Below are 12,479 nucleotides of genomic sequence, written 5' to 3'. Positions count from 1 at the left end.
GACCCGCATTGGTGCCGTTTTGGGGTCCAAGACGGCACTTCTTGCGAGTCAGTTGGGTGCGGAGGTAGCGGTTTAGCAGAAGCCGGCGATGCCGTTCCACGCGGCCGGGGCAGGTGTGGTGTTGTCGCGCTGGACCGTGGCTTCGATCAAGCCGTACGGGCGGTCGGCGGCGAAGAAGACCTCGTTGGGGTTTTCGAGGCCGAACGGGCTGAGGTCCACCAGGAAGTGGTGCTTGTTGGGCATCGAGAACTTGATCTCGTCTACCTCGCTGTGGGCCTCGAGGACCTTCTTGCCCATGTCGAACAGGGTTTGCTGCAGGGCGTGCGAGTAGTTCTCCGTGAACCCTTCCAAGAGGAGGGCCTTGATGTCCTCATAGCTCTTGTTGAAGTCGGTTCCGGCAGTGTCGATTCCGGTGTTGTAGCGCCAGCGGGCCGAGACATCGGTGGCCAGGATACGGTCCGTGGTCTCAGGCAGCGTGGTGTACCGGTCGCGGGGGTAGCCCACAAAGCCGGACTGGGTGGTCTTGAGGACGGTCAGGTCCTTGAGGCCGGAAATGACGTGCGTCGTGTTGCCTTCGCGGACCACGACGGCGGTGCGGACTTCCTGCCCCTTCCGGACAAAGCTGTGGTCGTGTTCGGAGCCGTGCGCCTGGATGCGCTCCCACGCGTACTGTTCCGCTTCCCAGCGGCCACCCGTGACCCACTCGAAGCCCGAGGTGAAGTGTTCGCTCAAGCGGAGGAGGAATGCTTCGGGGGAGCCGACGCCGTCGCGGGCGAAGGCGTAGATGGTGTTCTTCTGGGTATCCGTGGCGACGACGTGCCCGTTGTCCCCTTGGAGGTGCGCAGCCTCGAAGTCGCCACGCAGTTGTGAGGTGACATTCAGGTCTTCGATCTGGTGGCGGTCGGTGTCGCGGGTGACTTTGACGACGCGGACTTCAGCCTTGCCGTACTGGTTGTCGCCGAGGACGATGTTGTTGCTCATGGTCATATCCCAACTTCTATGAGGTGGAACCACTAAGGTCCACCAATGAAATTAAGCGCGTGTTTCGTACGCGTTTCTGGTGGAGCCGACCCAACAAAAAAGAGCCGGCATCCGTTGATGCCAGCTCATTACGACCCTGCCTGCTGCTCCCAGGTTACGTGACCTGCGCCACGAATTGAGAAAAAGCGTAGCCCACGCCTGCCAGTGGTGTACATCACTTTCGAAGAATCGTTACGAACTTTCCGATTGTGACCGGGGGTGCCCGACGGCGGTTGGCCGCGCGGGTGCGGTTGGCGTGGGCAACCCTTGACGTGGTCGAGGACCCGCCTCTACAATTTCCATATAACAAAAACTGTTTTCCGATATGCGGAAAACAGGAGTAAAAAACTAAAACCTTGAGCGCACGAAATAGGAGGACAGATGGACTCGCAGGATAAGAACAACGTCGTGGAATTCCCGGCGCCCGGCCAGGAACTGTACCTGCCGTTCGGCGCCACGGATCCGGACTTCTACATTCCGGCCGACTGTGACCGCACGCCCGGGGCTTTCTCCCGTTGGCTGCGGGCCCTTCCCGTATTCGGCCGGCAGCGTTCCTAGGGCTATCGATCCCTACATGGGCAGCGTCTTGGCGATGGTCGAAACCATGATGCTCGCTTTGACGGACACCACGATCAAGCTCAGGGCGGTCACGCCGATGAGCGCCCAAACGGGTCCGAGCCCGCGCTGCTGAGCAACCTTGTGCACGATCACTGAACGGCCCACTACATAGACTCCGGCGCCCAGGAAGGCCCACGCCCAGTGGAAGGGGCGGACCACTCCGTCGCTTTGCAGCTTCCGCCAGTCGAGGTAGGCAAAGAAGACGCTGACTCCATAGATCAACCAACCCGAAATCATCAGCATTATGTACGGGAGGCTGAACATCGTTGAAGGATCCATCGTGGGTACGCGCTTTGCGCCGACGTAGCGCACTTGGAAGACGGGATTCCAGAACAGCAGGATGATCAGCGAGACCACCGGCAGTAGCGTGACGAGCCAAATGAACGGGTTGTAGACCGGTGTCCCCCTGCTGATTTCCGGGCGCGGCGCGGGCTGGGCGTGTCCGAGGTATTGCGGAGGCCCGCCATACTGACCGGGCCTCGCTCCGGCCTGGGCCTGTGGGTTCCAGGCGTTTCCAGTCCAGGCGTTGCCGTCCCACCACCGCAGCTGCCCGGAGCCCGAAGGGTCCGGGTACCAACCTGGAGGTGTCGGCGAGTTGTGCTGGGGGACAGTCATTATGGCCTCCTGATCTAGGACTTAATCGCGAGGCTACTCCTAACCGCTGATGATTTTATGTGCGGCGGCTGAGTGTTTGGCAATAAGTTCCGGGATGTCCAGGTCGGGGATCCGGCCGTCCACCACGCGCCATTTTCCGCCCACCATGACGCGGTCGGCGCGGTCCGCCGCGCAGAGCAGCAGGGCGGCGAGGGGATCGTGGCTGCCGGAGAAGCGCAGCCCTTCGGGCTTGAACAGGGCTAGGTCGGCCTGCATTCCGGGGGCAATCTGGCCGACGTCGGAGCGCCCAAGAACGGCGGCGGAACCCCGCGTCGCCCAGCCGAGGGCGCGCTCCACCGGGACGTCCGCGCCGTAGCGCAGCCGCTGGAGGTACAGCGCCTGCCGCGCCTCGAGGATCATGTTCGAGGCATCGTTCGACGCCGATCCGTCCACTCCCAGCCCCACCGCGACTCCTGCGGCCTCAAGCTCCAGCACCCGCGCGGAGCCGGACGCGAGCCGCATGTTCGACGTCGGGCAGTGCGCGACGGCGGTGCCCGCGGCTCCCAGCCGGACGATCTCGTCGTCGTCGAAATGGATGCCGTGGCCAAGCCAGGTTCGTTTGCCAAGCCAGCCGACGCTTTCGAGGTAGTCGACAGTCCGTAGCCCGAACCTCTCGCGGCAGAAATCTTCCTCGTCGATGGTCTCCGCGAGGTGCGTGTGGAGCCGGACATCCAACCGTTCGGCCATGGCGGCGCTCTCGGCCATGATCTCCCTGGTCACCGAGAACGGCGAGCAAGGCGCCAGGGCAATCTGGATGACCGCTCCGTCGCCGCGCTCGTGGTACTTCCCGATCAACCGTTCGCTGTCCGCGAGGATGACCTCAGCGGACTGCACGGTGGACCGGGGCGGCAGGCCGCCGTCGTCCTCGCCAAGCGTCATCGAGCCGCGCGTGAGCGTGGCACGCATGCCAAGTTCGCGTACCGCGCCGACCTCGATGTCGATCGCGTCCTCGAGCCCGGCGGGGAAGAGGTAGTGGTGGTCGGCTGCCGTGGTGCAGCCGGACAGCAGGAGCTCGGCGAGGGCCACCTTGACGGCAAGTTCGAGGCTGTCCGGCGTCAATCGCGCCCATACGGGATAGAGGTTCTGCAGCCAAGGGAAGAGGGGGGCGTTGGCCACCGGGCCCCAGGCGCGGGTGAGCGTTTGGTAGAAGTGGTGGTGCGTGTTGATGAGGCCAGGCAGCAGGACGTGGCTTCCGGCGTCGTAGGTTTCGTTGCATGGCGCGGAAGGGCGCTTTCCGGCGGGGACGAGCTCCGCGATTTTCCCGTCACTGACCACGATGCCGCCGCGGGCGTCGAGTCCGTTGGCGGTGAACACCGCGAGGGGATTCTTGATCCAAGTCCTCGGAGAAGTTGAATTGGTTACCGGGGCTTGCGGTTGGAAATCGGATGTCGGGGACATTGGAATCCTTGTCTGGTCGGCGTGGTTGCGTTCCAGCTCAGTGGTTCCTGTCTGCTGATCCAGGTTTCCGGGAGGTCAACCCTGCCGGTGGCACCCAGCGTAGGTGTGCCGTGCAAAGTTCGCAATGTGACCACCACATTTCACATGTCGAAACTTTTTTTCCAGAAACTATGGCGCGGCTCACATCACCGGTGCTAATCTCGATTTGCCAAAGGCGGGCACCCGGACTCCGGGAAGCTATCTACCAGGCGAAACCTTCAAAAGCACATGCTGAAGCCTGGTAATCGCAGCACTGGTCTGTCATGTTCAGACGCCCCTCTGGTTCCAGGCTTCCTCAGCACTAAGGAAGTCGCACATGAGTACCACCGTCACGGCCGAACATTTCTTGGCCACATCCATTGAGCTGGCAACAGCCAATGTCCTCAACAGCGGCGGCCCGTTCGGCGCCGTCATTGTCACCGCGGATGGCCGCGCCTTCGAAGGCGTCAACCGGGTCACCGCGAGCAACGACCCCACGGCCCACGCCGAGGTCACCGCCATCCGGAACGCCTGCCGCGAGCTGGGCACCTTCGACCTCAGCGGAGCCACCCTTTACACGAGCTGCGAGCCTTGCCCCATGTGCCTGGCATCGGCGCTCTGGGCGCGCATCAGCAACGTTGTTTTCGCGGCCGACCGGCACGATGCCGCATCCGTCGGCTTCGACGACGCGGTCTTCTACGAATACTTCGAGAACGAAGACCGGAACACGCTCATGCCGGTCACCAAACTGGAACTGGGCGATCCCCAGGCACCGGCCATCCTCCAACCGTTCAACACCTGGAACACGCTCGACTCCAGGATTGACTACTAGGGCCGGTGGCTGAAAATGACAATCCTGGACCCCGCAGAAATGCGAACGGCAACTGAACCTGCACAGCGGGGCAGCAGCCCCAAGCGCCCGGCGCCGAACTCCTTCCTGGATCGTTTCTTCCAGATCACCAAGCGTGGCTCCACGCTGGCCCGCGAATTCCGCGGCGGCATCGTCACGTTCTTCACGATGGCCTACATCGTCATCCTCAACCCACTGATCCTGGGCGGCTTCTCAGCCCAGAACGCGCCCACGGATGTGGCCGGCGGATGGTTGTCCGCAGCGCAGGTGGGGGCAGTTACCGGCCTGACCGCCGGTGTCATGACTGTCCTCTTCGGCCTGATCGCGAACCTGCCCTTCGGGCTCGCCGCCGGCCTGGGAATCAACTCGTTCCTCGCGGTCGCGGTCATCCATGAGGTCACTTGGCCGGAAGCCATGGGCCTGGTGGTCATCAACGGCATCCTGATTGTCCTGTTCGGCGTCACGGGTGCACGGACCGCGATCTTCAAGGCCGTTCCCAGGGAACTCAAGGCCGCCATCACCGTTGGCATCGGCCTGTTCATCGCCTTCATCGGCTTCGTCGATTCCGGCTTCGTCCGCGCCACAAAAGGCGGACCGCCGGTACAACTCGGCACTGATGGTTCCATCACGTCCATCCCCACCCTCGTTTTCATTGTCGGTCTGCTGGTCATGGGAATCCTCGTGGCCCGCAAGATCCAAGGCGGCCTCCTGATCGGAATCGTCGCCACCACGGTCCTCGCCGCCGTCGTCGAGGCCTTCATGCACATCGGGCCTGGCAGCGCCGCCAATCCCGGTGGCTGGCACCTCAACACCCCGGTCCTCTCGGGCCAGCTGGTATCCGCCCCCGACTTCAGCCTGGTGGGCCACTTCGACCTCTTCGGTTCGTTCTCGCGGATCGGCGGGCTGGCGGCCACCATGTTGGTGTTCACCCTGGTGTTTACCAACTTCTTCGACGCCATGGGCACCATGACCGGCCTAGCCAAGAGCGCCGGCGTAGCCTACAAGGACGGCACCTTCCCAAGGCTCAAGTCGGCCTTCATCGTCGAGGGCCTGGGCGCGGTAGCCGGCGGCGCGACGTCGGGCTCGTCCAACACCGTGTACATCGACTCCGCGGCCGGCATCGGCGAAGGTGCCCGCACCGGTCTGGCTTCGGTGGTCACCGGTCTGCTGTTCCTGGGCTCGATGTTCCTGACCCCGCTCACCAGCGTGGTTCCGCTCGAAGTTGCGGCCGCGGCGTTGGTGGTAGTGGGCGCGATGATGATGGCACAGATCCGCGAGATCAAGTTCTCCAAGTTCTCCGTGGCGCTGCCTGCCTTCCTCACCATCGTCACCATGCCGTTGACCTACTCCATCGCCAACGGCATCGGCGTCGGATTCATCTCCTGGGCCGTGATCCACGCGGCGTCCGGGAAGGGCAAGAAGGTCCATCCGCTCATGTGGGTGGTGACCTTGGGCTTCTTGATCTACTTCGCCCGCGGGCCGATCAGCGCCTTCCTCGGAGGGTAGCCGGCCATTGAGACGGCGGTCCGGCCGCACGTCACCGCAATGAATAGGCGTCCGCCGACCGTCGCCCGGCGCATGGCTCCGACGACGACGGCGGGCGGCGGTGAAGAGCGGCCGTTCCGCTAAGGACCGGGGTGGGAAATGAGAGGCCCGCCCCGGTCCTCTTCACGTAGAGGGTTACACGTTGACCCGAAACTCTCCTGAACAGACGCAAGGAATGAGAATATGAGGCAAGATCGCACACTGCCCCGGGCGGGTCTCCGGTCCGGGACCTCGGTAAAGGAAGTGTTGCCATGCTGGATTTGATGCCCTCGCTGGGCACGTGGCGGCCTGTGCTCTCCGGGCAGCGATGCGCCATCGCCACCATCGTGGCCGCAGGAGGCTCTGTCCCGCGGCCCCTCGGAACGTCTATGCTGGTTTCCGAGCACGGCGATGTCCTTGGCAGCCTCTCCGGAGGCTGCGTGGAAGGTGCCGTAGTGGAGGCCGCCCTGCAGACAATGCACGACGGCGGCAGCCGGCTCGAGTCGTTCGGCTACAGCGCCGAGGACGCGTTCGCCGTCGGGCTCACCTGCGGCGGCGAGCTGGAAGTCCACATCCAGCCCATCCAATCAACCAGCACCGCGGGACTCGACCTTGCACTCCTAAACAAGGCTTCCGGCGGCACCGCCTTGGCCCTGATACGCAGGCTCGACGCCCCTGGAGGAGCCGTCGTCGTTCCGGATCCGGCGGGTTTCCGCGCTGCCGATTCGCGGGAGCTTGCAACCCTGCTTGGCAGGGACCAGGCAGTGATCCGCGCGGCGGCCGCGCAACTGGAGCCGCTCCTGCACGGTGGCCGCACCGGTTTGGTACGGCTCGCCCCGGCCGAAGGTTGCGGGAACACAACGCAGCCCGAACCCATCACCCTCTTTGTTGAAAGCCGCTTGCCGGCGGCGCGCATGCTCATCTTTGGCGCCAACGACTTCGGCGCGGCATTGCTCCCCGCCGGGAAACTCCTGGGCTATGAGGTCACGTTGTGCGATGCCCGGCCCGCGTTCTCGGGCCAGGGCCGTTTCCTCGCCGCCGACCACCTCGTCACGGACTGGCCGCACCGCTACCTTGCCGCCGAAGCAGCTGCCGGCCGGATCGATTCCCGCACGGTGGTGTGCGTGCTGACCCACGATCCGAAGTTCGATGTCCCGCTGCTGGAGACCGCCCTCGGCCTGGATCTTGCGTATGTGGGAGCGATGGGTTCGAGGCGCAGCCACCGCCAACGGATCGACGGGCTCCTTGCGTGCGGGACGTCGGCTGAGGCCCTCGAACGCCTGCATTCGCCGATCGGACTGGATCTTGGCGCGGTCACTCCAGCCGAGGTGGCCGTTTCCATTACCGCCGAAATCCTTGCCTCCCGCCGCCCGGCTTCCACCGCGGCCCCGCTCAAGGACGGGACAGGACCCATCCACCAGACCAACACCCCCGAGGACAGCAAGGTGACCCCATGGACATGAACACCATCGAGTCCGTGGTGGCGACTTCGGACCCGGGCCAGTGGCGCGAAGGCGACGCCTGGCTCGCCGGCGGTACAGTCCTGTTCTCCTACGGCAGTCCAGTGGGCAGTGAAGAACCGCTCAAACGGCTGCTCGACCTGGGCCAAGCGGGCTGGCCCGCCGTGACCGTGAGCGATGCCGGCGTTGAGCTGGCCGCCACCTGCACAGTCGCCGAGCTCTACGCCCTCCCGGTATCTGACGCGGTGGCAGGCCGGAACTGGCCGGGACTGGCGCTTTTCCGCCCGTGCTGCGACTCCTTCGTGGCCTCCTTCAAGGTGTGGAACATGTCCACCGTTGGCGGCAATCTTTGCACTTCACTCCCGGCCGGCCCGATGATCTCGCTGTGCGCCGGCCTGGATGGCACCGCGACCATCCTTAGCCCGGGAGGCGGCAGCCGTACCGTTCCAGTGGCCGAGTTCGTGACCGGGGACGGCAAAAACTGCCTGGCACCCGGCGAACTCCTGCGCAGCATCCACCTGCCGGCGCCGGCCCTGGCAGCCAAGGTGGCCTTCCGGCGGCTCTCGCTCAGCAACCTCGGACGCTCCGGGGTGCTGCTGATCGGAAGGCTCGACGCCGATGGCGGCCTGGTCCTCACCGTCACCGCGGCCACCAAGCGGCCCGTGCAGCTGAGGTTCGCCGCCCCCGGGTTGCCGGACGCCGGGCAGTTGGCCGCCGCCGTCGGGCACTCGATTCCCACCGAGCTCTACCACGACGACATCCACGGGCTCCCGGAATGGCGCCGCGACATGACGTTCCGGCTCGCCGAGGAGATCCGCGTGGAGCTGTGCGGCCCGGCTCCAGGCGACGGACCGCTCACAGTCTCCGGCGATTTTTGGCCGCCGCATGCCACCTCGCCGCAACCGTCCACCCAACAGAAGGAGGCCTGAGCATGGCAATCGAGATCAACGGAACCACCACCGAGGCCGCACCCCGCCCGGGCCAGTGCCTCCGGACGTTCCTCCGTGAACAAGGCAACTTCGGCGTCAAGAAAGGCTGCGACGGCGGGGACTGTGGCGCCTGCACCGTTCACGTCGACGGAACTCCCGTGCACAGTTGCATCTACCCGGCGGTGCGTGCCGAAGGGCACTCGGTCACCACCATCGAGGGGCTGTCGCGTGGCGAGGAACTGCATCCGGTACAGGAGCAGTTCCTGGAACACCAGGGTTTCCAGTGCGGCTTCTGCACAGCCGGCATGATGATGACCGCCGCCACCTTCGACGAGGAACAAAAAGCCAACCTCCCGCGAAACCTCAAGGGAAACCTGTGCCGCTGCACGGGTTACCGCTCCATTGCGGACGCGGTGTGCGGAGTCGCCCGCGAGGGGCACAGCACGCACGACGCCGGAACAGGCCAGCTCGGCGACGACGTCCCTGCGCCGGCGGGACGCGCCGTCGTCACCGGTACCGCGCGCTACACGCTCGACGTCCCCGCGGAACAACTCCCGGGACTGCTGCACCTCAGGTTGCTGCGCTCGCCGCATGCGCACGCGCGCATTGTTTCCATCGACACGACGGCGGCCCTCCAGGTACCCGGCGTCGTCGCGGTCTTCACGCACGAGGACGCGCCGGCCCGGTTGTTCTCAACAGCCCAGCACGAGCTCTACACCGACGACCCGGACGACACCCGTGTCCTCGACGACGTGGTGCGCTTCATCGGCCAGCGGGTGGCCGCCGTCGTCGCCGAATCGGTGGGCGCGGCCGAAGCCGGGGCCCGGGCTATCAAGGTCGAGTACGAACTCCTGGACGCCGTCTTCTCGCCGCAGGAGGCCTTGTTGCCGGGTGCCCCCGCGATCCATGGGGACAAAGACGGGGAAATAACCCGGATTTCGCGCCCGCAGGACAACGTGGTGGCGGAAGTCCATTCCGAGCTGGGGAACGTCGAAGCCGGATTCGCCGCGGCCGGCTTCATCCACGAGAACACGTACCAGACGCAGCGGGTGCAGCACGTCGCGATGGAAACGCACTGTTCCATCGCATGGGTGGAGCCCTCCGGGAATCCAGCGGAGGACAGGCTCGTGGTGCGTTCATCCAGCCAGGTCCCGTTCCTGGTCCGGCGGACACTCGCCCGGGTGTTCGATCTTCCGGAAGACCGTATCCGCGTGGTGGCCGGACGCGTGGGCGGCGGGTTTGGCGGCAAGCAAGAGGTGCTCACCGAGGACCTCGTTGCCATGGCGGCACTCAAGCTGCGCCGGCCCGTGCAGGTGGAGTTCACCCGGACGGAGCAATTCGCTGCGACCACCACACGCCATCCGTTCACCATCAAGGTCAAGGCCGGAGCCACCAGCGACGGCCACTTGACCGCGATGCAGGTGGATGTGGTCACCAATACCGGCGCGTACGGAAACCACGCGCCCGGTGTGATGTTCCACGGTTGCGGCGAGTCACTCGCTGTCTACAAATGCGCCAACAAGAAGGTAGACGCGCAGGCCGTCTACACGAACACGGTCCCGGCCGGCGCCTTCCGTGGCTATGGTCTCAGCCAGATGATTTTCGCGATCGAATCCGCCATGGACGAACTTGCCGTCGGAATCGGCATGGACCCCTTGGACTTCCGGCTCAAAAACATGGTCCGGCCAGGGGACCACATGCTCTCAACGAATCCGGAGCCGGAAGAGGACGTCTTCTATGGGAGCTACGGACTGGACCAGTGCGTGGCCTTGGTCCGGGATGCCTTGGAGCGCGGCGGCGAACGCTACCGCCTCGCCGGGCTCGACGACCTTGGCCCGGAATGGGTCACCGGCGTCGGTTCCGCACTGTCCATGATCGACACCGTTCCGCCGCGCGGCCACTTCGCGCACACGCACCTCAGGCTACTTCCCGACGGCACCTTCGACGCCGCCGTCGGGACCGCGGAGTTCGGCAACGGCACCACCACGGTCCACGCGCAGCTGGCGGCGACCGCGCTGTCCACGACGGCGTCGAACGTGGCAGTCCGCCAGTCCGACACGGACCTCGTGGAGCATGACACCGGCGCGTTCGGTTCCGCCGGAACAGTGGTGGCAGGGCAGGCCACGCTGCTCGCGGCCCAGGAACTCGCTGTTCGCCTCCGGGCGTTCGCCGCCGGAATCCTCGGGGCCGATGCGGGGAGCTGCGTCCTGATCGAGGGCGCCGTGGAATGCCACGGTAAGCGCCTCACGCTTGCCGAGCTGTCCACGCGCGCCGAGGCAGCGGGGATCGAACTCGCCTCCGAGGGTCGCGGGGGCGGGACTCCGCGTTCGGTCGCCTTCAACGTCCACGGGTTCCGGGTTGCCGTGAACACCGGCACGGGGGAGTTGCGGATCCTGCAGAGCGTCCAGGCGGCCGATGCCGGCGTCGTGGTCAATCCCCGGCAATGCCGCGGCCAGGTGGAAGGCGGAATCGCCCAGGCGCTGGGGGTCGCGCTGTACGAGGAAGTCCGGGTGAACGACGCCGGGAAGGTCACCACGGACATCCTGCGGCAGTACCACATCCCGTCCTTCGCGGACGTGCCGCGCAGCGAGGTCTACTTCGCGAAAACAAACGATGAGATGGGACCGCTGGGGGCGAAGTCCATGAGTGAGAGCCCGTTCAACCCGGTGGCACCCGCCTTGGCCAACGCCATCCGGAACGCCACGGGAATCCGGTTCACGGCGCTCCCCATCGCGCGGGACAAGATCTACCTCGCACTGAAGGACGCTGCTGCCACCGTGCAACTGGTGTGAGCTAATCGCCGAGGAGGTGCAGCTGGTCCTTCGTGTCGACGTCGGCTCCATCGGCGAGGTCGCTGCAGTCGATGACGTCCACGAGGCCCGGGTGGGCTTTGAAGAAACGGCGGGCTCCGGCGTCGCCCACGGCGGCTTCGGCCGCTTCGGCACGGAGGGTGGCATCGATGATCAAGGGGTGGCCGCGCCGGAGTTTTGCGGTGCGGCCACCCTCGAAGGGGGGTTCCGCGTATCCCGCGGCGGTCACGCGTCCGTCCCGATGCGCGGCCAGCAGCCTGGCAACGACGCCGGATGTCACCCCGGGCTGGTCCACCAAGGCCACCATGACATGGTGGCCTTCGGCGGCCGCCGCGACACCGGCACGAAGCGAACCGGCCATGCCGCTCGCCCACTCCGGGTTGTCCACCACGAGGTACTTGTCCAGTTTTGTCGCCCGGCGGACCTCCGCGGCGCCGGCACCGAGCACCACCACCACCTCCCGGCAACCGCCGTCGAGCAATGTGGCGGCGAGTTCCTCCACCAAGGTGCGTCCGCGGAACGGCAGCAGGGCCTTCGGGCCCAGGCCTAGGCGCGTTCCCGCCCCGCCGGCCAACAGCACGCCAGTGGTGGGCACGGTGCTGGAATCGTTCATGTGTTCACCCTATCCACGGGGTACTCCAAGGTATCCATGCATGTTCATGCAAAAGTTTGGTCTACCGAAAAAGGTTGAATATTACCCACGGGTAGGCCTTCTGACCCGCTTGCGTGGCCGATATTCTCTTAGGGACTTCACGAGAGTCAGTGGTCATCGCAGCGGGTGCAGCGTCGCATCCACGGTGGAAAGAGAGTCTATGTCTGGCATTTTCGAGATCTTGAAGGCAGGGGAACAATCGTTCCGGTTCCGCTTGAAGGCCGATGATGGAACGGTCGTGGCAGTGTCGCCCAGGTTCCCGGATATCGCGGCCCTCGTGGCCGGTATCAACGCGGTCAGGGAGAGTGCGGCCACGGGATTCGTGGTGGATCACCGCTCGCTCGGAGCGTAAGAGGAAATCACATCGGCGGCGGTGCTCAGGGAGCACCGCCGCCGATGTTTTTGCAGGCCTTAGCTTTCTCCGCCTGCGGAGCCGGTGGTTCCGGAGTTCACGTCCAGGAGCTTGTACCGGTCAATGGCGTACGACGGCGCACTCGGGTCGATCTGGCCCTTTGCTGCGAGGAGTTGGAGGGTTTTGGTGACGAT

General features: G+C 65.2%; 11 protein-coding genes. 7 read left to right on the top strand and 4 right to left on the bottom strand.

The features are described 5' to 3' along the window. Positions 1–72 precede the first annotated feature (72 nt). The gene (gene pucL / locus L0B83_RS12160) at positions 73–987 is read right to left on the bottom strand and encodes a factor-independent urate hydroxylase (RefSeq protein ID WP_234758716.1); all 915 of its coding nucleotides are present in this window, start codon (positions 985–987) and stop codon (positions 73–75) included. A 414-nt stretch (positions 988–1,401) separates the two neighbouring features. Here pucL and L0B83_RS12155 point away from each other — a divergent pair, with 414 nt between their 5' ends. Beyond that, entirely contained in the window at positions 1,402–1,578 is a 177-nt protein-coding gene (locus L0B83_RS12155; protein WP_234758715.1) for a hypothetical protein, read from the top strand. A 12-nt stretch (positions 1,579–1,590) separates the two neighbouring features. Here the strand turns inward: L0B83_RS12155 and L0B83_RS12150 are convergent, their stop codons facing one another. After that, positions 1,591–2,253, bottom strand: a complete 663-nt coding sequence (locus tag L0B83_RS12150; protein ID WP_234758714.1) for a DUF2510 domain-containing protein — start codon at positions 2,251–2,253, stop codon at positions 1,591–1,593. 39 nt (positions 2,254–2,292) lie between these two features. Then, positions 2,293–3,690 (bottom strand): 8-oxoguanine deaminase, encoded by a 1,398-nt coding sequence (locus L0B83_RS12145; protein ID WP_234758713.1) that lies wholly within the window; start codon positions 3,688–3,690, stop codon positions 2,293–2,295. 355 nt (positions 3,691–4,045) lie between these two features. On the opposite strand from L0B83_RS12145, the gene L0B83_RS12140 reads away from it, so the two are divergent. The 5 genes from L0B83_RS12140 to L0B83_RS12120 all read left to right on the top strand — a co-directional run bounded on the left by L0B83_RS12140 (position 4,046) and on the right by L0B83_RS12120 (position 11,263). Continuing rightward, entirely contained in the window at positions 4,046–4,540 is a 495-nt protein-coding gene (locus tag L0B83_RS12140) for a nucleoside deaminase (protein WP_234758712.1), read from the top strand. Between the two features lie 39 nt (positions 4,541–4,579). Further along, on the top strand, positions 4,580–6,064 hold the full coding sequence (locus tag L0B83_RS12135) for an NCS2 family permease (RefSeq protein ID WP_372461192.1): 1,485 nt from the start codon (positions 4,580–4,582) through the stop codon (positions 6,062–6,064). 290 nt (positions 6,065–6,354) lie between these two features. Then, entirely contained in the window at positions 6,355–7,545 is a 1,191-nt protein-coding gene (locus L0B83_RS12130; RefSeq protein ID WP_234758710.1) for an XdhC family protein, read from the top strand. After that, positions 7,536–8,471 carry an FAD binding domain-containing protein gene (locus L0B83_RS12125; RefSeq protein WP_234758709.1) on the top strand — a complete coding sequence of 312 codons (936 nt, stop codon included), beginning with the start codon at positions 7,536–7,538 and terminating at the stop codon, positions 8,469–8,471. The genes L0B83_RS12130 and L0B83_RS12125 overlap by 10 nt, the downstream gene beginning before the upstream one ends. A 2-nt stretch (positions 8,472–8,473) precedes the next feature. After that, positions 8,474–11,263, top strand: a complete 2,790-nt coding sequence (locus L0B83_RS12120; RefSeq protein ID WP_234758708.1) for a molybdopterin-dependent oxidoreductase — start codon at positions 8,474–8,476, stop codon at positions 11,261–11,263. A 1-nt stretch (position 11,264) separates the two neighbouring features. Here L0B83_RS12120 and nboR read toward each other — a convergent pair whose 3' ends face one another. Further along, positions 11,265–11,894, bottom strand: coding sequence for a nicotine blue oxidoreductase (gene nboR, locus L0B83_RS12115; protein ID WP_234758707.1), 630 nt, complete (start codon positions 11,892–11,894; stop codon positions 11,265–11,267). Positions 11,895–12,093: 199 nt separating this feature from the next. Here nboR and L0B83_RS12110 point away from each other — a divergent pair, with 199 nt between their 5' ends. After that, positions 12,094–12,285 carry a YegP family protein gene (locus tag L0B83_RS12110; protein ID WP_234758706.1) on the top strand — a complete coding sequence of 64 codons (192 nt, stop codon included), beginning with the start codon at positions 12,094–12,096 and terminating at the stop codon, positions 12,283–12,285. Positions 12,286–12,479 lie beyond the last annotated feature (194 nt).

It is taken from the genome of Arthrobacter alkaliphilus, assembly GCF_021483235.1.
In the GTDB taxonomy this organism is placed as follows: Bacteria; Actinomycetota; Actinomycetes; order Actinomycetales; family Micrococcaceae; genus Arthrobacter; species Arthrobacter alkaliphilus.
The sequence above is the reverse complement of the archived record's forward strand: the minus strand, read 5'-3'. Positions and strand labels throughout refer to the sequence as shown.